At 37.6% G+C, this 20,831-nt stretch carries 20 protein-coding genes; 9 read left to right on the top strand and 11 right to left on the bottom strand.

Annotated elements, in window-relative coordinates:
• Positions 1–74: 74 nt before the first annotated feature.
• Both ABVM49_RS03095 and ABVM49_RS03090 read right to left on the bottom strand, forming a co-directional pair.
• Positions 75–1,691, bottom strand: coding sequence for a RagB/SusD family nutrient uptake outer membrane protein (locus ABVM49_RS03095; RefSeq protein ID WP_405202978.1), 1,617 nt, complete (start codon positions 1,689–1,691; stop codon positions 75–77).
• 18 nt (positions 1,692–1,709) lie between these two features.
• Positions 1,710–4,847 carry a SusC/RagA family TonB-linked outer membrane protein gene (locus tag ABVM49_RS03090; RefSeq protein ID WP_405202977.1) on the bottom strand — a complete coding sequence of 1,046 codons (3,138 nt, stop codon included), beginning with the start codon at positions 4,845–4,847 and terminating at the stop codon, positions 1,710–1,712.
• A gap of 521 nt (positions 4,848–5,368) precedes the next feature.
• Between ABVM49_RS03090 and ABVM49_RS03085 the strand changes: the two genes are divergently transcribed.
• Together ABVM49_RS03085 and ABVM49_RS03080 are read left to right on the top strand one after the other, a co-directional pair.
• Complete coding sequence (locus ABVM49_RS03085; RefSeq protein WP_405202976.1) at positions 5,369–6,604, top strand: NAD(P)/FAD-dependent oxidoreductase; 1,236 nt, start codon at positions 5,369–5,371, stop codon at positions 6,602–6,604.
• A gap of 10 nt (positions 6,605–6,614) precedes the next feature.
• Positions 6,615–7,145: a DUF1697 domain-containing protein gene (locus tag ABVM49_RS03080; protein ID WP_405202974.1), complete on the top strand. Its 531-nt coding sequence runs from the start codon at positions 6,615–6,617 to the stop codon at positions 7,143–7,145.
• Here ABVM49_RS03080 and ABVM49_RS03075 read toward each other — a convergent pair.
• On the bottom strand, positions 7,138–7,614 hold the full coding sequence (locus ABVM49_RS03075; protein ID WP_038598834.1) for a TspO/MBR family protein: 477 nt from the start codon (positions 7,612–7,614) through the stop codon (positions 7,138–7,140). The genes ABVM49_RS03080 and ABVM49_RS03075 overlap by 8 nt on opposite strands.
• A 92-nt stretch (positions 7,615–7,706) precedes the next feature.
• Here ABVM49_RS03075 and ABVM49_RS03070 point away from each other — a divergent pair, with 92 nt between their 5' ends.
• The 3 genes from ABVM49_RS03070 to ABVM49_RS03060 are packed head-to-tail and all read left to right on the top strand — an operon-like array spanning position 7,707 to position 10,700.
• Positions 7,707–8,789 carry a diphosphomevalonate/mevalonate 3,5-bisphosphate decarboxylase family protein gene (locus ABVM49_RS03070; RefSeq protein ID WP_405202973.1) on the top strand — a complete coding sequence of 361 codons (1,083 nt, stop codon included), beginning with the start codon at positions 7,707–7,709 and terminating at the stop codon, positions 8,787–8,789.
• 29 nt (positions 8,790–8,818) lie between these two features.
• Entirely contained in the window at positions 8,819–9,757 is a 939-nt protein-coding gene (locus ABVM49_RS03065) for a mevalonate kinase (RefSeq protein WP_405202972.1), read from the top strand.
• Between the two features lie 37 nt (positions 9,758–9,794).
• Positions 9,795–10,700 (top strand): geranylgeranylglycerol-phosphate geranylgeranyltransferase, encoded by a 906-nt coding sequence (locus ABVM49_RS03060; RefSeq protein WP_298352824.1) that lies wholly within the window; start codon positions 9,795–9,797, stop codon positions 10,698–10,700.
• 84 nt (positions 10,701–10,784) lie between these two features.
• On the opposite strand, the gene ABVM49_RS03055 is transcribed toward ABVM49_RS03060, so the two are convergent.
• The 5 genes from ABVM49_RS03055 to aspS form a co-directional block, all read right to left on the bottom strand.
• Positions 10,785–10,979: a cold-shock protein gene (locus tag ABVM49_RS03055; RefSeq protein WP_035326968.1), complete on the bottom strand. Its 195-nt coding sequence runs from the start codon at positions 10,977–10,979 to the stop codon at positions 10,785–10,787.
• A gap of 92 nt (positions 10,980–11,071) precedes the next feature.
• The gene (locus ABVM49_RS03050) at positions 11,072–11,338 is read right to left on the bottom strand and encodes a hypothetical protein (protein WP_035326970.1); all 267 of its coding nucleotides are present in this window, start codon (positions 11,336–11,338) and stop codon (positions 11,072–11,074) included.
• 103 nt (positions 11,339–11,441) lie between these two features.
• Positions 11,442–12,329, bottom strand: coding sequence for a tetratricopeptide repeat protein (locus ABVM49_RS03045; protein ID WP_405202971.1), 888 nt, complete (start codon positions 12,327–12,329; stop codon positions 11,442–11,444).
• Positions 12,301–12,852 (bottom strand): hypothetical protein, encoded by a 552-nt coding sequence (locus ABVM49_RS03040; RefSeq protein ID WP_405202969.1) that lies wholly within the window; start codon positions 12,850–12,852, stop codon positions 12,301–12,303. Before ABVM49_RS03040 ends, ABVM49_RS03045 begins: the two co-directional genes overlap by 29 nt.
• Entirely contained in the window at positions 12,852–14,600 is a 1,749-nt protein-coding gene (gene aspS, locus ABVM49_RS03035; protein ID WP_405202968.1) for an aspartate--tRNA ligase, read from the bottom strand. The genes ABVM49_RS03040 and aspS overlap by 1 nt, the downstream gene beginning before the upstream one ends.
• 228 nt (positions 14,601–14,828) lie before the next feature.
• Between aspS and ABVM49_RS03030 the strand changes: the two genes are divergently transcribed.
• Positions 14,829–15,602 (top strand): DUF3050 domain-containing protein, encoded by a 774-nt coding sequence (locus ABVM49_RS03030; protein ID WP_405202967.1) that lies wholly within the window; start codon positions 14,829–14,831, stop codon positions 15,600–15,602.
• A 79-nt stretch (positions 15,603–15,681) separates the two neighbouring features.
• Here the strand turns inward: ABVM49_RS03030 and ABVM49_RS03025 are convergent, their stop codons facing one another.
• Positions 15,682–16,428 carry a uroporphyrinogen-III synthase gene (locus tag ABVM49_RS03025; RefSeq protein ID WP_038598855.1) on the bottom strand — a complete coding sequence of 249 codons (747 nt, stop codon included), beginning with the start codon at positions 16,426–16,428 and terminating at the stop codon, positions 15,682–15,684.
• A gap of 28 nt (positions 16,429–16,456) precedes the next feature.
• Complete coding sequence (locus tag ABVM49_RS03020) at positions 16,457–17,113, bottom strand: DUF4271 domain-containing protein (protein ID WP_405202966.1); 657 nt, start codon at positions 17,111–17,113, stop codon at positions 16,457–16,459.
• Positions 17,114–17,221: 108 nt separating this feature from the next.
• Between ABVM49_RS03020 and ABVM49_RS03015 the strand changes: the two genes are divergently transcribed.
• The 3 genes from ABVM49_RS03015 to ABVM49_RS03005 are packed head-to-tail and all read left to right on the top strand — an operon-like array spanning position 17,222 to position 19,784.
• The gene (locus ABVM49_RS03015) at positions 17,222–17,944 is read left to right on the top strand and encodes a polyprenol monophosphomannose synthase (RefSeq protein WP_038598861.1); all 723 of its coding nucleotides are present in this window, start codon (positions 17,222–17,224) and stop codon (positions 17,942–17,944) included.
• Positions 17,945–17,946: 2 nt separating this feature from the next.
• Positions 17,947–19,287, top strand: coding sequence for a dihydroorotase (locus ABVM49_RS03010; protein ID WP_038598864.1), 1,341 nt, complete (start codon positions 17,947–17,949; stop codon positions 19,285–19,287).
• The gene (locus ABVM49_RS03005; protein ID WP_405202965.1) at positions 19,287–19,784 is read left to right on the top strand and encodes a DUF4296 domain-containing protein; all 498 of its coding nucleotides are present in this window, start codon (positions 19,287–19,289) and stop codon (positions 19,782–19,784) included. Before ABVM49_RS03010 ends, ABVM49_RS03005 begins: the two co-directional genes overlap by 1 nt.
• On the opposite strand, the gene ABVM49_RS03000 is transcribed toward ABVM49_RS03005, so the two are convergent.
• On the bottom strand, positions 19,781–20,770 hold the full coding sequence (locus tag ABVM49_RS03000; RefSeq protein WP_405202964.1) for an NAD-dependent epimerase/dehydratase family protein: 990 nt from the start codon (positions 20,768–20,770) through the stop codon (positions 19,781–19,783). The genes ABVM49_RS03005 and ABVM49_RS03000 overlap by 4 nt on opposite strands.
• Positions 20,771–20,831 lie beyond the last annotated feature (61 nt).

Genomic DNA, 20,831 nt, shown 5'->3' with positions numbered 1-20,831 from the left:
CTTATGAGAATGTAATATATAAAAAGAGGGTTAGAAAACTCTAACCCTCTTTTAAGCTAATTATTGTACCAAGTTTAGTAGCCTGGATTTTGGGTAAGGTTAGGGTTTAAAATAAGCTGACTTGCTGGGATAGGGAATAAATTCTTATCTGTATTTCCTACAGCAGCAGGGTCTTTAAGTTGCCAGTCTGAAGTAAATTGACCAAAACGGATCAAATCATTACGTCTCCAGAATTCTGCATAAAACTCACGACCTCTCTCATCTATAATATCTTGAGCAGTAACAGAACCTAAGGCTGTAGCTCCTCTTAATAATCTTAATTCATTTACAAGTGGTGTTGCATCACCTCCAGAACGGAAGATTGCTTCTGCCTTCATCATATGTGCATCAGAATATCTGAAGAATATCTCGTGTGGAGTAAATCCTCCATAACGAGCAGCATATTTTTGAACACGTATACCTGTAACTTCGTTGTTGTTAATAAGGCTTATGTTTCCATCTGCATCAGTAAAGTCTCTTGTAAAGAAGAGTGGGTTACCTGCACGATCTTGTAATGGAGTACCATCATCTGCATATTGTTGTCCAATTAAGAATCCAAAACCAATACTTGTTCCATCTGCAATACCATTGTCATTACTATCTGTTCCTTCTGGGAATTCTGCAAGAGTAAGACCTGATGTTGGTACAAAACCTCTTCTTTCCTCTTGACCGTTTCCTGGCTCATTATTATTAGGATCTCCTTCAAATAAGTCATAATAAGATGCAAGTGTTGAGAATCCATTCCATCCACCTCCAGCAATTTCTGGTGACATATTGTAGTGAAGACCATTCCAGATACGGTTACCTACACCTGTAGGGATAAACCAGATTGTTTCGTCATCAAGTTCTTCTCTGAAAATATCAAAATATCCATCTTCAAGACCATAAGCTTCTGCCTGTATTTGGTCTACTAATGATACTACTTGGTTCATATCTGCACTATCTGCAGTTTCATTACCCAAGTATATATGCTTGTTAAGAAGCACTTTTGCAAGAAGGTATCTTGCTGCCGCTTTGGTAGCTCTAGAGTTACCTGATCCAGGTCCACCAGCTGGAAGATCTGTGATAGCAGCGTTAAGGTCAGAAACGATTTGATCTACAGCTTCTGCACCAGTTAAAACAACAGGGTTAACAGATAGATTTTCCTCTGGATCTCTTACTGGGATCTGTCCAAAGTTATCAAGAATCACCCACATACCTAATGCTCTTAAAAAGTAAGCATCTGCTTTGTTCTGAGTAGACGAGTTAGTTAAACTTGATAGTACTTGTGCAGATTGGAAATGTAATGAGTTCCACTGTACGAAGGTATTAAGAATGAACGTGTGAGTTGTTAACCAGTTGTGCTGGTGTAACTGTCTCCATATACCATTATCACCCCAGTCAGATCCACGCGTTGGTATTAAAGCCGCATCAGTAGTTACTTCAGATAAAGCAAATAAGTTTGCTTGATCTCCTATGTAACCATTAAGTGATCCGTACATATTGTCTATGAAAGAATCTGGATCTGTTACACCAGCAAAACTAGCGTCTGTTACAATACCTGCTTCGTTTCCTTCAATTTCGAGATCGGTACAGCCTACAGCTAGTGCTGCCACCGCAAAGATGCCCACAATATTGCGAACCATCTTTGATAAATTTTTGTTGTGTTTCATAATTCTTCTTTTTTTTATTTAAAATCTTGCATTTACACCAAGTGTGAATGTACGGGCTCTAGGGTAAGAAGCGTAGTCGATTCCCGCAGTAGGAATCGCAGAAGCATTAAGAGAACCAGTGTTTTGGCTTATTTCTGGGTCAAGACCACTGTAATCTGTAATTAAGAATAAATTTTGTCCAGTAAGGCTTAAACGTAAAGAATCAAACATCCCTTCACCGCTTAATGGCCAGTTATATCCTATAGAAGCACTTTGCATTCTAATAAAATCTCCTTTCTCAAGGAATCTTGTAGATACAGCAACTGTAGAGTTTGCATTCTCATTGCTGGCTACTACATCTTGAGTTACGTTACCACCAATAGAAAGAGCAGACTTTGTAAAGAAAGCGTTTGCAGTACCGTTGTATACAGAGAATCCAAACTGACCGCTAAAGTAAGTAGCGATGTCAAAGTTCTTATAACGTGCATTAAGAGATAAACCTGAAGTTACTTTAGGAACAGCATTCTCTCCCACAAAGAATTTGTCAGAATCTGGATCTCCTACACCGTCACCGTTAAAGTCTCTATATGTTGGGTTACCATCTCCGTCAAATCCTGTAAACTCAGCCATAAAGAATGAGAATAATGGTTGACCAGCTTCCAGTTGTTGTGCAAATGCACCAGTAAGTCCATTACCACGTATTGCTCCAGTTGGGATGCTTAGTGGTGTGTCTTGTACTTCGTTTTTGTTATACGCGATGTTGAAGCTAGCTCCAAATCCGAAATCATCTGTATCAAAGAAATCATAGTTTAATGATAATTCAACCCCTTGGTTAAGTACAACACCATCTTTTAAGTTTTGGAAAACTGTTCCTCCGCTTCCTGCAGGTGCAGCAACATCTTGATTAAGTAATAAATCGCGAGTTTCTTTACGGTATACGTTTACAGAACCGTTAAGACGATCATCATTAAATCCAAAATCAAGACCTACGTTAAAGTCTGTTGTTTCTTCCCACTTAAGGTCAGGGTTAGTAAATGCTCCGTCAATAAAAGTTCCAGGAACTCCTCCTGCCAGTACATTAAGGTTGTTGTCAATTCCTGCTCCTGCAGCTCTCTCAATCTGTAAGAACTGTCCAAAACCAAGACCATCTTGTGATCCTACGATACCAGCACCTAGTCTAAGTTTTAATGTAGAAATATTATCTCCTACAAAATCTTCTTCAGATATCTTCCAAGCAAATGCTCCAGAAGGGAAGTAACCATAACGCTCATTATCACCAAAACGTGAAGAACCATCTGCTCTAAAAGTACCAGTAAATAAGTACTTATCTGCAATAGTATAGTTAGCTCTTACAAAGTAAGATTGTAACTCATCTACAGAGTCAAAGATACCAGCTGTATAAGCAGGTAATAAACGTGTAAAGTTTGTAGGTAATTCAAGACCAGTTTGAACCTCTGGAGTTAACCTTGTTAAATATGTACCATCTGCACCGTATCCAAATACAGCATATCCTCCATCAAGTACATCATCTACTAATCCAAACTGACGACTTAAAGCGTCTCTAGTTTGCTCTAGTGTTTGAGATCCAAAACCAGCAGCATTTGAGAAATAACCGCTATTGTCAAACTCTTGGTAAGAATAACCAGCTAAAAGATCTAAAGATGAGTTTCCAAAGTCTTTCTTGTAGTTAAGTGTAGCTTCAAGTAGTGAGTTTTTATTTTCGGTCTCTGTAAAACCTCCACGACCTATTCCAGAAGTGTTAGGAAGACCTACTATACTAGAAGAGTAAATTGCGCTACCCTCTGCATCTGTCTTGTCATATCCTACAGTTACTTTTGCGCTAAACTCGTCTGTAAATGAATAATCTGCAGAGATATTTGCTAGTAATCTTTTACTATTTGTTCTACCCTCAAAGTACTGAAGTAAACTTGCTGGGTTAAGTACACCTCCACCTGGATTAAAATCTGGATCAGAAGGGAAAGTAGGGTTACCTCTTAGTGCAGCACCTATTAAATCTCCTGTAGAACCAGCAGTACCATCTAGTGCAGGGTTCTCTCTGTTAATACGAGAGATACTACCTTGACCAGTAATTAAAAGTTTGTCATTAAGTAAACGCTGTGAGAAGTTTAATCTACCTGCGATACGCTCAAGGCTTGAGTTTTCAATCACACCGTTGTTGTTTCCGTATCCAAAAGATGCACGTAAGTTACCACCAGTGTAACTCTTAGAGTAACTTAAGTCAGTCTGTCTTGAGAAAGCATTACGAGTAATGTAATCTTGCCAGTCTGTGTTACCACCTTCTACAAGAGGAGTAGCTCCTATTGCATCTGTAGCATCAAGAAATTGCTGTCTGTTAAGTAGGTCATAACTATTTTGTGGCTTTGCAGAACTTACAGAAGAAGTTAGTTCCCAAACACCTTTAGACGCTCCACGTCCAGCTTTAGTTTGTATAATGATTACACCGTTTGCTCCTCTTGATCCGTAAATCGCTGTAGCAGATGCATCTTTAAGTATAGAGATACTTTCAATATCGTTAGGGTTAATAAAACTTAGCGGATTACCACCAGTAGCACCACCTTGTACACCAGCTCCAACACCTACAGTAGGGGCTCCTCCACCAGAAAGTGGCACACCGTCTACTACAAATAATGGGTCGTTACCAGAACGTATAGAGTTGTTACCACGTATACGTATAGCAATACCTGCACCCGGCTCACCAGAAGATTCTGAGATTTGTACACCGGCAGTTTTACCTTGTATAAGTTGCTCTGGAGATTGAATAACCCCTTGGTTAAAATCTTCTGATCCTACGTTGTCTACAGACCCTGTAGCATCTTTAATAGTAGTAGAACCGTACCCTATAAGTACAACTTCGTCTAGTGCGTTATCTGTTGCCAAAGAAACATTTACAACACTTCTACCTCCTACAGCTACTTCTTGAGTAGCAAATCCCACATAGCTAAATACTAGGGTAGCATCGCTAGGAACATTGTTAAGACTGTAGTTACCGTCAAAATCGGTTGTAACACCATTTGAGGTACCTTTTACAATTACGTTTGCTCCCGGTAGCGGGCCATTTTCTTCAGTAACTGTACCTGTTACTGTTTGGGCTTGGGCAATCCCTACAAAGAGAATTGCGACAAACAAGAGCATACTTTTAAGTATTACTTTCTTCATAAGAATCTTGTTTAAAAATTAGTTTGCTTAGTTTTTTTATGAGTAATCACCTCATTTTAAAAGCTAAAAATATGTAAATTTTATGTTAAGACCATACACATTGCCCGATAAAGTTACGAAAACGATTTCGTGTGAACAAACCCATTTTAGTAGGAATTCAGTAAAAAATGGTAGTCAAAATTCGTGTTTTCGCATAATTTTATGGGTGTAATCTCTAAATGAAAAACGATTTTTTAAAATCTAGCTATTTAAAACACTTTTTCGTAATGTTTTCGTAACATTAGTAAATGTTAAATTTTCAACTTGTAAAACAAGTGATGCGGGTCCTATAATTGGGTTTACGCTTTCGCAAAAGCGTACTCATATTATTAGCCACTTTATTTAAAATACTTAGAGCTCCTTAATTTGCTTTTTAAAAAACGTATTTGGTGGTGGGGCCATATAATATAGAAGCAAAGTAAATTATATAGTAAAGGCTTTAATAAACTTATCTTTACAAACGTATTATTCCAGATGTTAAGATGAATAGATTTGATATACTCATAGTAGGAGGTGGGGCTGCCGGTTTTTTTACAGCTATTAATCTTGCCGAAAAAAATCCGCAACTCAAGATTGCTATACTTGAGCGAGGTAAAGATGTCCTTACTAAGGTTAAAATTTCTGGTGGTGGTCGTTGCAATGTTACTCACGCAGAGTTTATACCTAAGCAGCTTTCAAAAAAATATCCTCGAGGTGAGAAAGAGCTGCTTGGGCCATTTCATACTTTTATGACGGGTGATACCATAGCCTGGTTTGAAGAACGTGGTGTCGAGCTCAAGATAGAAGAAGATGGAAGAATGTTTCCAGTAACAGATTCTTCGGCCACTATTGTAGATTGTTTTATCTCTCTGGCAAAAAAGCATCGCATTGAAGTGCTTACTAACCACGCGGTGCAAGATGTAGGTTTTGATGACGCTTTCGCGAAAGCGCAAACCACCAACACCTTTTTTGTAAAAACTAGTAAGGGGGTGTTTACTTGCGATAAGCTAGTGATGACCACAGGTAGTAACCCTAAAATGTGGAAACTCCTCGAAAAACTAGGTCATACTATTACTAACGCCGTACCGTCACTTTTTACTTTTAATATAAAAGATAAACGTATTGAGGGGTTAATGGGTGTTGCAAAAGATGTCACTATAAAAGTACTTGGTACAAAGCAAAAGTCTGAAGGACCATTACTTATTACACACTGGGGGATGAGTGGCCCGGCTATATTAAAACTGTCTGCCTGGGGAGCGAGAGATCTTGCTGCTATTCATTATAAATTTGACATACAGGTAAACTGGCTGCAGCATTACTCGCAAGAAGAGGCACTAGAGATGCTTATGGAGCTCAAAATGGCTCACGCAAAGCAGTCGCCTCACACCTATGCACAGTTAGACTTACCTAAGCGCCTATGGCAAAGCTTACTCATTGCAGCCGGAATACAACCATCTATAAAGTGGGCAGAGCTTACAAAAAGCCAACTTCAATCTCTTAGTAGAGAACTTACTCAATCCAGATACAAGGTAGATGGTAAGAGCACCTTTAAGGAGGAGTTTGTGACTGCTGGAGGGATAAACCTTAAAGAAGTACACTTTAAAACCTTTGAGAGTAAAAAAGTAAATCATCTTTATCTCGCTGGAGAGGTGCTCAATATAGATGCAATCACAGGCGGGTTTAACTTTCAAAATGCCTGGACGGGAGGCTATCTCATTGCTCAGGCTATAGATTCTTAAAAGTAGATTTATGAATACGTATATATGTTTACTGCGCGGGATTAATGTAGGAGGTCATAAAAAAATCAAAATGGCAGGCCTCAAAACTCTTTTTACTTCGCTAGGATACAATGACGTGGTGACTTATATACAGAGTGGAAATATAATATTTAAATCTCACGAGAAAAGTATAGATGAGATAACAGCTGTTATAAAGAAAGCTATTGTAGATGCATTCGGTTTTGAGGTCCCAGTGTTTGTGCTCACTCGTAAAATGCTCACTCAGGTTTATGAGAATTATGCGCTCTCACCAGAATATTTAGCGTCAAGTTATTTTGCATTGTTACATACCATACCTAGTACAGAAGATAGAGCGCTTGCAAATAATCTAGAGTTACCTAACGAGCACTTTATTGCTACAGAAAATTGTGTTTACATATATCCAGAGAAAGGATACGGAAAAGCAAAGGCGACAAACACTTTTTTTGAAAAAAGATTGAACGTGCTTGCTACAACCCGCAATTATAAGACCATCGTAAAATTGCTAGCACTTTCTAATTAAGACGCCAGATTTCAAAATTAAGAGCAGTTGCAAAGGCAAGCCATAGTAGGTAAGGAATAAGTAATGCAGCGCTCCATCGATTTACTACTTTAAACCATTTTATAGTAAATATCACTAAGATAAATAGTCCGCAAATTGCTAGTAAGGCAAGAAACGGCTCTTGCCACCCAAAAAATATAATACTCCACATTCCATTAAGGATGAGCTGAAACCCAAAATGATAAAGGGCCGTTTTTACCCATTTGTGATAAAATCCTCGATTCCAAACTATACCGGCGGCAATCCCCATAAGAATGTATAAAGTGATCCACACGGGAGCAAATACCCAGTTGGGAGGACTCCAGCTAGGCTTCATAAGACTAACATACCAGTTGTCTATGCTAGATTGAGTAGCTAGAGAACCTATGGTGCCTACAAGTAGGCAAATAATAATGCTAAGCACAATACGCACTAGTAAATCTTTGTTCATAAGGAAAGGATTGGTCTTAAAGGTAGTAAATATTCTTAGAGGTGTCTAAGCGTTGATATTGCTATCTTTGCTCATATATCTATAAGCACCCTATGACCGAAAGCGATTTTACACCCTCAGAAAATTATAAAGTACTTACACAAGGATCTGTCACTTACCAGTCTCCTAGTAATATAGCCCTTGTAAAATACTGGGGTAAACACGGTGAGCAATTACCACAAAATCCTAGTATAAGTTTTACGCTTTCTAACTGTCACACTACGACCACACTTTCTTATAAAAAGGCTGCTAGTGCTACTGGTGAGATTGAGTTTGATGTACTGCTAGACGGCAAGTCTGAGCCAGATTTTAAACCTAAAATCGCAAAGTTTTTTGAACGTATAGAGAAGTATATACCTTTTGTTAAGGAGTACTCGTATGTAATAGATACGACAAACTCTTTTCCGCATAGCTCAGGTATTGCAAGTTCTGCTTCTGGTATGAGTGCGCTTGCTTTATGCCTTATGGAGATAGAGCGACAGAGCAATCCAGATATGACGCCCGCCTATTTTTTACAAAAAGCTAGCTTTCTTGCAAGACTTGGTTCTGGTAGCGCGTGTAGAAGTCTAGATGGACCTCTGGTGGTATGGGGTAACCATAAAGAGATATCTAATAGTAGCGATATTTTTGGCACAAGTTATAATGGCAATGTACACGATAATTTTAAAAATTATCAAGACACCATCTTACTGGTAGATAAAGGAGAGAAACAAGTAAGTAGTACAGTAGGTCACGGTCTTATGCACGGTCACGCTTTCGCGAAAGCGAGATTCTCCCAGGCTCACGATAACTTATCTGAGCTTATGCGTGTTTTTGAGGTAGGAGATGTAGATGCGTTTATAAAACTAGTTGAAAGTGAAGCACTCACGCTACACGCAATGATGATGACCAGCCACCCTTATTTTATATTGATGAAGCCTAAAACGCTCGAGATTATAAATGAAATATGGGATTATAGACAACAAACGGGCTCAAAGGTGTGCTTTACACTAGATGCTGGCGCAAACGTACACGTGCTTTATCCCGAAAATGAGAAGCATAGTGTACAAGACTTTATAGCCACTAAACTTTCAAAATTTTGCCAAAACGGCCACTATATCAATGACTTTGTGGGTAATGGAGCAAAAAAATTGTAAATTTGTAACTGGTATTAAGAGCACCCCATATGAAAGGCCCGTTATTTTATTCTAAGATTTTACTTTTTGGCGAGTACGGAATTATAAAAGATTCAAAAGGACTTGCTATTCCTTATAACTTCTATAACGGAGCGTTAAAGATAGAGGAGAACCCTTCACAAGAGGCAAAGGACTCAAATGAGAAGCTTGCAAAGTTTGTTACTTATCTTAATGATTTACAAACAGAGCAGCCGGAGTTAGTTTCTTTTGATATTGATAAAATGAATCAAGATGTGGCTGCGGGTATGTACTTTGATTCAAGCATTCCACAAGGATATGGTGTAGGAAGTAGCGGTGCGCTAGTTGCAGCTATTTATGATAAATATGCCGTAGATAAAATTACCGTTTTAGAAAACCTTACAAGAGAGAAGTTGCTCACACTAAAAACAATTTTTGGTGGGATGGAATCATTTTTTCACGGTAAATCTTCTGGATTAGACCCTCTTAATAGTTATTTAAGTCTTCCTATACTTATTAATAGTAAAGATAGCATTGAAGCTGCAGGTATTCCTTCTCAAGCAGAAAAGGGTACAGGAGCTGTATTTCTTTTAGATAGTGGTATTGTAGGTGAAACTGCACCTATGGTAAATATCTTTATGGAAAATATGAAGCAAGACGGTTTTAGGTCTATGCTTAAAGATCAGTTTGTAAAGCATACAGATGCTTGTATAGATGATTTCTTAAAAGGAGATGTAAAATCACTTTTTGGGAATGTGAAGCAGCTTTCTAAAGTAGTTTTAAGTAACTTCAAACCAATGATTCCTGCAAAGTTTCACGACTTATGGAAACAAGGTATTGAGTCTAATGATTACTATCTTAAACTTTGCGGTTCAGGAGGCGGAGGTTATATGCTAGGCTTTACAGAAGACCTTGAAAAGGCACAAGCAGCTCTTAAAGATCACAAGCTAGAAGTGGTTTACACGTTCTAATTAATTTTCATACATTTTTTATTAAACGAGATAGCTTATGCTTTCGCGAAAAAACAAACGTTTTATCCTTAAGTTAGTAAGTCTATTCTCTGTAGTAAGAGGGTACAATATTCTTATTATTGTACTTGCTCAGTACCTTACATCTATATTTATACTTGCGCCAGATAAGAGGCTTAGTGAGATATTATTTGACCCTAACCTTTTCTTTTTAGTGCTTGCAGGTGTTTTTACTATAGCCTCTGGGTATATAATAAACAGCTTTTACGACTCAGAAAAAGACCTCATAAACAGGCCTAAAAAAACAATGCTAGACCGCTTAGTGAGTCAAAACACAAAGCTTTCTATTTACTTCACTCTTAATTTTCTTGCAGTTATAGCGGCTAGTTATGTCTCTTTTAAGGCCGTTGTCTTTTATGCGCTTTATATTTTTGGTATTTGGATTTACTCACATAAGCTTAAAAAGATTCCTTTTTTAGGAAATCTCGTGGCGGCAACACTTGCTATAACACCCTTCTTTGCTGTGTTTATCTATTATGGAAATCTGGCTCCAGTGATATTTGTACACGGGTCCTTTTTGTTTTTAGTGATAGCTATGCGAGAGATGGTAAAAGACTTAGAGAATCTTAAGGGAGATTTTGCACAGAGATATCGTACTATACCTGTAATGTATGGCGCTACTACTTCAAAGTGGCTACTGTCGTTGCTAGCTGGTCTTACAGTTATACCCGTATTCTTTCTTATAAACCATTTTAAGTTGGGTTATATGAGCTATTATTTTTATGGTAGTGTAGTGTTGTTGCTCCTTTTTCTTGCTATTTTATGGCAGTCTAAAGCAAGACCTCATTATGTGCTACTCCATAATATTTTGAAGTTTATTATAGTCGCTGGTGTATTCTGCATCATACTGCTGGATGCTAGCGTTGTTCTTAATCGAATTTTTTAGAACTACTTATTGTAAAAGTTAAGGCAATAAAAAAGCCCGCCATAGGCGAGCTTTTTTGTAATCGTAAAAAAGTATCTATCTTAATTATGACAGTACACTTACTTGTGCAGCAGTCAATCCTTTTCTTCCTTCTTCTTCTACGTACTCAACTTTGTCTCCTTCGTTGATAGTTTCCCCGTTAAGACCTGTAACGTGTACAAAGATGTCTTTACCAGTCTCGTCATTAGTTATAAAACCATAACCTTTTGACTCATTGAAAAATTTTACTGTTCCTTCCATTATAAAATATGTAATTAATAAAGTGCAAACTTACACTTTTATTTGTTAACCAATACTCGTGCCAAGATTATATTAATGTAAACTCTTTAAATTCAGTGCTTTTTATCCTTGGAGTTGTTAAATTCTTTCATTCTCTTAAAGGCGTCATCTGTAAGCATATAGTCGGCAACTTTGCGATCCTTCCATCTATGGTAGATAAATGTAGGCATCAAGATAAAGAAGCCTCCAGCGATAGATAGTCCTATAAACTTATGACCTAGAGCTTCATCTATGTTTGCTTTGCAGTAAAACCCATAAGCAAGCATACCCGCAAGAATAAAGAATAATACGATGATAAAAATACGCCTCACTTTATCCATCTAGTCAAAAAATGTAATGGTTATAAAGAAAGCAATAATAGCTAGTATTAATATACTTACCATAGTGATAGCTATCGTTTTAAGAACAGTCTTAAAGACTTTGCTATTGCTTTGTGATTCTTCGGTTTCCAAGGAGTGTGTTTTTAATATGTTGTTGTTTTTCTAGAGTTTCAACTAATTCAGTAATGTCAGACTCATATAGCTGTTCTATTACTTCTACATAATCGTGTTTGTTGTAACTTCCATTTTTAAATTGCTCAAGTGCTTTTTTTGCAAAGGGCAGAGCCTCTTTATGATTACCAAGAGCTATTAGTGTTTTAGCTTTGTAATAATTTCCGTCAGCTGTAATGTCTCTATTGTAACGCAGTATTTTATCAAAATTCTTATCAGCACTTATATAGTCTTGTTTATAATAGTAGGCGATACCGAGATAGAGGAAAGTCGTAGTTTCTATCCAATCTTCTCCAGTATTTGCAGTTTCTAGCGAAATATGATTTTCAAAGTTCTTTATAGAATTTTCATAATCTTTCTTACCTAAGTAGGCAATGCCTCGCCAGTAATCAATGCTTTGTCCTTGAGGAGCATCCTTAAATTTTGGGGTAAGAGAATCTGCTGTGTTGAAATCTGCGATAGCACCGTCATAATCCCTATGGAACAACAAGTGTAAATATCCCCTCATAGGTATCCAAACATCAGGATTTGCAATCACAGCTTTGTCATATCTAATTTTCCAATCAGCCATTAAACCCCGCTTTAAATAGGCTACAGATAATTCGCGCAAAGCATCTGAGTTATTTGGGTCTATTTCTATAGCCTTTTCTATATGTGTCATACTCTTTTGGGAGCCTTGAAACAGATGTCGTCCTTCACTAAAAACTTTCATAGATAAACTAACCTTTTCTGAAGCGGTCATATTACTTGTTTCTTCTTCAGAACAGGCAAAAAGGAAAATAAGTGAGAGGCTAAGGAAGTATTTCAGTGATTTTTCCATTTTCAATTCGATACGTTACATACATATAGTAATCTACGGTTTTAGTGCCTATGACTCTTACATTCCAATTGTCTGGGTTTTTAGTAAAATCTAAAAGGTCACTAACAAGGCTCTCGTTTAAAGCTATTTCTTCATAATTCAGATTTGTTTGGTAAATATTAAACCATCCTGGTTCCCCTTTACAATTTACTATAAACCTAAATGTTACATATCCAGAATCAGAATAAAGTGAACTATCAAAATTACTACTAACATTTTCGCGAAAGCTTTTTTTAGAATTTTTAAAAACCTTTAAATGGCGTGGTGAATGAATATCATAGATTGCATCCTCATCACATAGTTCGTAAGTATTATTATAAAGTGCTTTAGATTGATTTATATATCCTACTGCGTGAGGGTATTTAGCTTCATCTATATCATATTTTCCATAGATATTGTAATTATAGATACGTATACCCACTTCCACAATAAGAAATAAACCTACTAAGGTTATTAGCGTTATTTTAATAACCTTCTTAATCATTACCCTCTCAGCTTCAAATTCAATTCTTGCAGTTGTTCATTGTCAAGTGGAGCAGGGGCGTCTATCATTACATCACGACCGCTATTGTTTTTTGGGAAAGCAATAAAGTCACGTATGGTCTCTTGGCCGCCTAGTATAGCCACAAGTCTGTCTAGTCCAAAAGCAAGACCACCGTGTGGAGGTGCTCCATACTCAAAAGCGTCCATTAGGAAGCCAAACTGTGCCTTTGCCTCCTCTTCAGAAAAGCCTAGGTGACGTAGCATTATAGCCTGTGTTTCTTTATCGTGTATACGTATAGAACCTCCACCTATCTCGTTACCGTTAAGTACAAGGTCATAGGCATTTGCTTTTACTTCACCAGGTTTTGTGTCAAGTAATTCTATTTGACCAGGTTTTGGAGATGTAAATGGGTGGTGCATTGCGTGGTAATGTCCTGTCTCTTCATCTAGCTCAAGTAGCGGGAAATCTATGACCCACAGTGGCGCAAACTCATCTGGCTTGCGTAGTCCTAAGCGCTCTGCAAGCTCCATACGTAGTGCGCTCATCTGTGCACGCACTTTATTAGTCTCACCAGAGAGTATACAAACTAGATCACCTTTTTGAGCTCCTGTTACTTCTGCCCACTTTGCAAGGTCTTCTTGGTCATAAAATTTATCTACAGAAGATTTAAAGCTTCCATCGTCATTACAGCGAGAGTACACCATTCCTAATGCACCCACTTGCGGGCGTTTTACCCACTCTATAATTTTATCAATTTCTTTACGAGTATAAGAGTTACCTCCTGGTACTGCTATACCTACTACAAGCTCTGCATTATTAAAAACGCCAAAGTCTTTATGCTGTGCCACCTCATTAAGCTCGCCAAATTTCATCCCAAAACGAATGTCTGGCTTATCATTACCATACAGACGCATTGCATCATCATATAGCATACGTGGGAACTTCTCAATCTCTACCCCATTTACTTCCTTAAGTAAGTGACGAGTAAGTCCTTCAAAGATGTTTAAAATATCTTCTTGCTCTACAAAGGCCATCTCACAGTCTATCTGTGTGAACTCTGGCTGTCTGTCTGCACGTAAATCTTCATCTCTAAAACATTTTACAATCTGGAAGTATTTATCCATACCACCCACCATAAGCAATTGCTTAAAGGTCTGTGGTGATTGTGGTAGTGCATAAAACTGTCCTTCATTCATACGAGAAGGCACTACAAAATCACGCGCTCCCTCTGGTGTAGATTTTATAAGGTAAGGAGTCTCAACTTCAATAAAGTCTTGCTCAGACAAGTACTTGCGTACTTCAAGAGCGACTTTGTGTCTAAAGATAAGACTCTCACGTACCGGCTTGCGGCGTATGTCTAGGTAACGATACTTCATACGTAGGTCTTCTCCACCATCTGTCTCATCTTCTATAGTAAAAGGAGGAGTGAGAGAAGTGTTAAGTATCTCTAGTTTTGATACTAATAACTCTATGTCTCCAGTAGCGATGTTAGGGTTTTTTGAATCACGCTCAACTACGGTACCAGTAACTTGTATTACAAACTCGCGTCCCAGTTTACGTGCTTCTTCCATAAGAGCAGCATCTGTACGTTCTTGGTCAAAAACAAGTTGTGTCATCCCGTAACGATCTCGTAGATCTACCCAGATTATAAAACCTTTATCTCTAGATTTTTGTACCCATCCTGCTAGGGTTACTTCTTTATTTACATCGGCGGCGCGTAGGCTTCCGTTATTGTGCGTTCTGTACATAATTCTTACTCAGTTTGAGATGTGCAAAAATAGAAATATAACAGGTCATTTTAAGGATAAGTAGCTATAAATGTTATTTCATAAAGTGGTGGGGTGATGAGTACGCTTTCGCGAAAGCGTAATAAGAACCCTCAAAGAAGATTTGCTGAAGAATTTTCACATTTTCTTTAGAGTCAAAAACCCTATTTATTATTGCTGCGTATTTATTTTTGTAAAATAAATCACGCTATGATTACAACAGTCGAAAAAGAGATAGAATCACTCCAGAAACAATTACTCAACCACCCACTTTATAAACGCATACATACTCCTGAGGATCTTGTTGTTTTTATGGAGCATCACGTCTATGCGGTGTGGGATTTTATGTCACTACTTAAAGCTCTGCAGCGTGGATTAACCTGTACAACCTTACCTTGGAAACCGGTGGGCAATCCAGAAACCCGCTACCTTATAAACGAGATTGTGCTTGCAGAGGAGACAGACATTAATGCACAAGGGCAAAGGGTAAGTCATTATGAGATGTATCTAGACGCAATGAGAAAGGCGGGTGCAAATACAACAGCAATCGCAGGAGTTGTTAATGCAGATTATAGGACGGAGACACTGGCAGATATTACAGGTCACTTGCCAGAAAGTGTACAGCAATTTTTGCAATTTACCTTTGAGGTTATAATGGGTGGTAATTTACACGAGATTGCCGCAGCTTTTACCTTTGGGCGAGAAGATTTAATACCATCTATGTTTACAGCTATCATAGGTGAAATAGAAACGCACTTTCCAGAAAAGGACCTTGCAGATTTTAAATACTATTTTGACAGACACATAGAGCTAGATGAAGATGAGCACGGGCCTATGGCTCTTGAGATGGTGAGACAACTCTGTGGAGGTGATCAAATAAAGTGGCAAGAAGTGATTTCGGTTTCGAAACGTGCGCTAGAGGTGCGACTTGTTTTGTGGGATGGTATCTTAGAAGCGATTGAGGCGCCATCACTGGTTTCATAGTGAGATGGGAAAGTGTAAATGAGATACATAAAAAAGCCTGCATCTAGCAGGCTTTTTTTTATATAGTAAGTAGAAGTGTTTACTTCTTGTTTACAGATTTTATATACTTCTCTAGAGCCATCGTCATAGATGGAGTTTCTGGAGTAGGTGCCATAATATTAATCTCTAGCCCTGCTTCTTCGGCTGCTTTTACTGTCGTGTTTCCAAAAACCGCTATACGAGTATTCTTTTGCTCAAAGTTAGGGAAGTTCTTAAATAAAGAGTCAATCCCACTTGGACTAAAGAATACTAAGATGTCATAGAAAACATTTTCATATTGTGATAAGTCGCTTACTACCGTTTTGTAAAATGTAGATTGCATCCACTTTACACCTAGCTCGTCAAGCAATTCTGGTACTATAGGCTTAAACTTATCTGAAGATGGAAGTAAAAAGGTTTCGTTTTTATGCTTTTTAATAAGCGGGATAAGCTCTGGGAAGGTACGTTTACCTACATAAATCTTGCGTTTACGATATACTACATATTTCTGTAGGTAATATGCTACAGCCTCACTCTGACAAAAATATTTTAAAGTATCTGGCACTTTAAAACGCATTTCTTCTGCGATTCTAAAAAAGTGGTCTACGGCATTACGACTAGTTAAAATAATAGCCGTATAATCTTTAAGATCTACTTTTTGTAATCTTACTTCTTTTCCAGAAACGCCCTCTACGTGTATAAAGGGTATGAAATCTATTTTTACACGCTGCCTTTCTTCGAGCTCAAAATATGGTGAGTTATCAACCTTAGGCTTAGGCTGCGAAACAAGTATAGTTTTCACTTTCATATTGACTCCATTTTTTTAATTAGCCCTTTTACTTTGTAATGAATTCATACAAAATGAAGTAGGGTCCAATTTCGAGAGTGCAAAAATACAAAATAAAATAAAAAGGATGTTTAAAAATTTGTTCTCTATACTGTCTTAAAAGTAAAAATTGTGATATCGTATAAATCACAATAATGAGTATAATGAGGCTATAGATAAGTATATGAGGAGGTTCTAGTTGATAGACGATAAATGCACTACTGATTAATGCAAATAACCCTAACATATTTTTAACATTAAGACGCTTATAAATGAAAGGTTGCATCTTTTTATGAATGTCAAATGCATAAGTTGAAAGCCGTTCTGTTAAGAATTTCGCAATTTCAAAGGTTGAGTATCCCGCAAGGATGACGAGAAAAACGTCATAATTATCACGTATGAACTTCTCTGTAGTAATACAAAAGGCAACATAGAGTAATAAAGATATACCTATACATTGTATGGTCGCAAGAATAAGTTGTAATGGGTGGAATATATATACACCTCTTGATCTTGTTACAATAAATCGATCTGCTCCTGTTATGGTTATAAAGTCTTCAAAACGTTGTGCATATAAAAACTTTGCAACGGCTAAAAAGACCAAGGAGGTCACCAGTAAAATGGTGATCCAGTTTTGGTAGGTAATTTCGCGAAGTATGGTTTCCAAAATATACAGTCTTTATAGACCGTTAAAAATACTACAAATTCTTTCAAAAGGCCGGTTGTACAAGTAATGAACACTCTAAAATAAGTACATTTGCGTAAACAAGATTATATGGCAAACGCTGTAGTTATTATACCCACCTACAACGAGATTGACAATATAGAGAGGCTGTTACGCAATATTTTTGCCTTACAGAGGGCCTTTCATATTCTTGTGGTTGATGATAATTCTCCAGACGGTACCGCCCAAAAGGTACAAGAACTTCAAGGTTTTTATAAAGAAAAGCTATTTCTTCTTAATAGAGAAAAGAAGAATGGTCTGGGAACAGCATACATAGCTGGTTTTAAGTGGGCGCTGCACCAAGAATACGATTATATATTTGAGATGGACGCAGATTTTTCTCATAACCCTAACGATCTTATAAGGCTTTATAACGCTTGTGCAAAAGATGGTGCAGATGTTGCTATAGGCTCTAGGTATGTGACGGGTGTAAATGTTGTAAACTGGCCTATGGGTAGAGTGCTACTAAGTTGGGGAGCTTCAAGGTATGTGCGTTTTATAACGCGTATGGATATTTATGATACAACTGCTGGATTTATATGCTATAGGAGTAAAGTGCTTAAAACTATTGATTTAGATAATATTAAATTTGTAGGATATGCATTTCAAATAGAAATGAAGTATAAGGCTTACTTGAAGAAATTTAAAATAGTAGAAGTACCTGTAGTTTTTACAGATAGAACAAAAGGAGAAAGTAAGATGAGCTCTGGTATTATTTCAGAAGCGATTTTTGGAGTTATAAAAATGCGTTTACAGCATTTATTTAAAAAATAAGTATGGAAAAAATATTAATTAAAGATGCACATATTGTTAATGAGGGATCTATCTTAAGAGGAGATATACTTATTCACAATGGGGTGATAGAGGAAATTGCAGAGAGTATAAGTGCAAAATCTGGAGATGTGCATATTTTTGATGCAGAGGGTCAATACTTATTACCGGGAGTTATAGATGACCAAGTGCACTTTAGAGAGCCTGGCTTAACACATAAGGCAAACATAGCTACAGAGTCTAGAGCAGCTGTTGCTGGAGGGATTACTTCTTTTATAGAAATGCCTAATACAAACCCACAAACTACTACTGTTGAGAAACTGGAAGAAAAGTTTGAGATTGCAAGCAAGACATCTGCTGCAAACTATTCTTTTATGTTTGGAGGGACTAACGATAATCTTGACGAGATCTTAAAAGTTGATAAAAAAAGTGTTGCGGGTCTTAAATTATTTTTAGGAAGCTCTACTGGTAATATGCTGGTTGATAACGAGGCTGTACTTGAAAAGATTTTTAAGTCTACAGATATGGTTATCTCAACCCACTGTGAAGACGAAGAGACCATTAGAGAGAATCTAGCAATATATAAAGAGCGTTATGGTGATGATATACCTATGAATCTTCACCCTATTATTAGAAGTGAAGAAGCTTGTTATATTTCATCTTCTAGAGCGATAGCGCTAGCGAAAAAAACCGGAGCCAGACTTCACGTCTTCCATTTATCTACAGGTAAGGAAACAGAGTTGTTTGATAACAGTATCCCACTGGCCGAAAAGAAAATCACAGCAGAGGTTTGTATACATCACCTATGGTTTTCTGATGCAGACTATGACGAAAAAGGATCTAGAATCAAATGGAATCCAGCTGTAAAAACCGCACAAGATCGTGATATGCTTTTTCAAGCATTGCTAGATGATAAGATCGATGTGATTGCTACAGATCACGCTCCTCATACTATTGAAGAAAAAGATAACGTTTACACAAAGGCCCCGAGTGGTGGTCCTTTAGTTCAACACGCCTTGCCCGCTATGTTAGAGTTTTATCACCAGGGTAAAATATCTTTAGAAAAAATTGTAGAAAAGATGTGTCACAATCCAGCGATACTTTTTCAAGTAGAAAAGCGAGGCTATATTAGAAAAGGTTATAAGGCAGATCTAGTGCTCGTAGATCTTAATGCTCCTTGGACGGTTAAAAAAGATAATATTCTTTATAAATGTGGCTGGTCACCTTTTGAGGGGACTACTTTTAAGTCACGTATCACACACACTTTTGTAAATGGGCGTCTAGCTTACAAAAACTTTAAGGTGTATGATGAACTTTTTGGAGAACGTCTTACGTTTGATAGGTAATGAAAAAACTTTTTCTAATAATATCCATAGTGATTATTGGCGCTAGTTGTCAAGAAATTCCAGAGGTTCAAAAGCCAGAAAGTTTTATAGAGCAGCCCGTGATGGAAGAGATTCTTTATGAGTCTATATTAATTAATGCAGCTCAAGGATATAACATTGCAAAGCTTAAACTTATAGGTCTCCAACCAGACACTTATGTATATGATAAGTTTAATATAGATAGTGCTACCTATGCTCAAAATGTAGCATACTATACCACAGATATAGATGCTTATAGGGAAATGAATGCAAAAGTACTCGATAGGATAAAAGCCCAGCTAGCTGTAGACGACTCTATAGAAACTGCAGAGCGCAAGCTTAAAGACTCTTTAAGAACAGCTAGAGCAAAGGAACTTCAGAAAGAAAAACAAAGTGAGCGTACTATAGAGGGTAATTCGGGATTACCTACTCGTACTGTTACAGACTCATTTGCTAGGAGATATCGTAAACAGAATTAGGAGTTTATATGTTTTGCTACGCGCGCTAAAGTTTCGACAAGAGGAGTAGGGGTGTATGCAAAACCTTCGCAAAGCTTTTGGTTACTATAAACACTATTATTTTGTAAAGACTTATAACTTAAACTTGTTATATGTCTTTTACGAGTAAAAAGCCCTCTCATCGCATCGAGCATATTCAGGATTTTAAGAAAACCTGTAGAGATTGCTCTTTGGGGCGCTTTGGTCTCAAGAGTTTTTGCAATTGTGGCTAGTAGTTGTTGGTAAGATATAGAATGACCTACAGCGATATAACGTTCTTGTTGTATCGAGCTGGCCATTCCTTTTATCATTAAAGCGATAAGGTCCTTAACATCTATAACACCGGTAGATCCAGTAGGGTAGTATAGCTTCTTTTTAAGAATATAAGTAAATAAGGAGCCGCTACCAGAGGTGTAATCTCCCTCTCCCAGTATGATGCCAGGGTTAAAAATGACAGCATTGAGTCCCTCTTCTGTGCCTCGCCACACTTCCATCTCGGCACCATTTTTTGTGAGTGCATAAACAGAGTTTTCGGCATCTGGGTCCCAGTAGTTTTCTTCGGTAATCGGGTTATTCGGTGTGCTGGCTAGTGTAGCAATAGAGCTAAGGTGAATGCATTTTTCTACGTTATTACTTAGGCTTAAGTTTACAACATTTGCGGTTCCCTCTACATTTACTTTTGTGAGTTCATCAAATCGATAAGGATCAAAAGATATCAATGCGGCACAGTGATAAACGTGAGTAATACCCACAAAGGCAGCACTTAGGGCAGGTATGTCTGTAATATCTCCCAGTGTCCATTCTATAAGGTGCGTGTGAGATTCCGCTTTCGCGAAAGCGTAATACGCAAGCACTTCTTCCTTTTTGTGCTCGCTGCGATATAATGCACGCACGGGTTTGCCACTTTCTATAAGTGAGAGGAGTAGGTGTCTACCTACCAGACCTGTGCTTCCGGTGACTAAAATCATATTGTAAAGATACGCGACACGAGGGTAATGAGGGCGCCTCTTATATAATGTCTTTTTCCAG

The organism is Dokdonia sp. LLG6352-1 (genome assembly GCF_045055815.1).
Taxonomy (GTDB): domain Bacteria; phylum Bacteroidota; class Bacteroidia; order Flavobacteriales; family Flavobacteriaceae; genus Dokdonia; species Dokdonia donghaensis.
This window is presented reverse-complemented; position numbering and strand designations above follow the sequence as displayed.

What these genes read in the sequence shown, in the direction of transcription:
- ABVM49_RS03025 (WP_038598855.1), bottom strand. Translation starts at nt 16,428, where the DNA reads ATGAAAGTGAAAACTATACTTGTTTCGCAGCCTAAGCCTAAGGTTGAT.
- ABVM49_RS03030 (WP_405202967.1), top strand. Translation starts at nt 14,829, where the DNA reads ATGATTACAACAGTCGAAAAAGAGATAGAATCACTCCAGAAACAATTA.
- ABVM49_RS03005 (WP_405202965.1), top strand. Translation starts at nt 19,287, where the DNA reads ATGAAAAAACTTTTTCTAATAATATCCATAGTGATTATTGGCGCTAGT.
- ABVM49_RS03085 (WP_405202976.1), top strand. Translation starts at nt 5,369, where the DNA reads ATGAATAGATTTGATATACTCATAGTAGGAGGTGGGGCTGCCGGTTTT.
- ABVM49_RS03050 (WP_035326970.1), bottom strand. Translation starts at nt 11,338, where the DNA reads ATGGATAAAGTGAGGCGTATTTTTATCATCGTATTATTCTTTATTCTT.
- aspS (WP_405202968.1), bottom strand. Translation starts at nt 14,600, where the DNA reads ATGTACAGAACGCACAATAACGGAAGCCTACGCGCCGCCGATGTAAAT.
- ABVM49_RS03000 (WP_405202964.1), bottom strand. Translation starts at nt 20,770, where the DNA reads ATGATTTTAGTCACCGGAAGCACAGGTCTGGTAGGTAGACACCTACTC.
- ABVM49_RS03060 (WP_298352824.1), top strand. Translation starts at nt 9,795, where the DNA reads ATGCTTTCGCGAAAAAACAAACGTTTTATCCTTAAGTTAGTAAGTCTA.
- ABVM49_RS03090 (WP_405202977.1), bottom strand. Translation starts at nt 4,847, where the DNA reads ATGAAGAAAGTAATACTTAAAAGTATGCTCTTGTTTGTCGCAATTCTC.
- ABVM49_RS03070 (WP_405202973.1), top strand. Translation starts at nt 7,707, where the DNA reads ATGACCGAAAGCGATTTTACACCCTCAGAAAATTATAAAGTACTTACA.
- ABVM49_RS03065 (WP_405202972.1), top strand. Translation starts at nt 8,819, where the DNA reads ATGAAAGGCCCGTTATTTTATTCTAAGATTTTACTTTTTGGCGAGTAC.
- ABVM49_RS03080 (WP_405202974.1), top strand. Translation starts at nt 6,615, where the DNA reads ATGAATACGTATATATGTTTACTGCGCGGGATTAATGTAGGAGGTCAT.
- ABVM49_RS03095 (WP_405202978.1), bottom strand. Translation starts at nt 1,691, where the DNA reads ATGAAACACAACAAAAATTTATCAAAGATGGTTCGCAATATTGTGGGC.
- ABVM49_RS03015 (WP_038598861.1), top strand. Translation starts at nt 17,222, where the DNA reads ATGGCAAACGCTGTAGTTATTATACCCACCTACAACGAGATTGACAAT.
- ABVM49_RS03075 (WP_038598834.1), bottom strand. Translation starts at nt 7,614, where the DNA reads ATGAACAAAGATTTACTAGTGCGTATTGTGCTTAGCATTATTATTTGC.
- ABVM49_RS03055 (WP_035326968.1), bottom strand. Translation starts at nt 10,979, where the DNA reads ATGGAAGGAACAGTAAAATTTTTCAATGAGTCAAAAGGTTATGGTTTT.
- ABVM49_RS03045 (WP_405202971.1), bottom strand. Translation starts at nt 12,329, where the DNA reads ATGGAAAAATCACTGAAATACTTCCTTAGCCTCTCACTTATTTTCCTT.
- ABVM49_RS03010 (WP_038598864.1), top strand. Translation starts at nt 17,947, where the DNA reads ATGGAAAAAATATTAATTAAAGATGCACATATTGTTAATGAGGGATCT.
- ABVM49_RS03040 (WP_405202969.1), bottom strand. Translation starts at nt 12,852, where the DNA reads ATGATTAAGAAGGTTATTAAAATAACGCTAATAACCTTAGTAGGTTTA.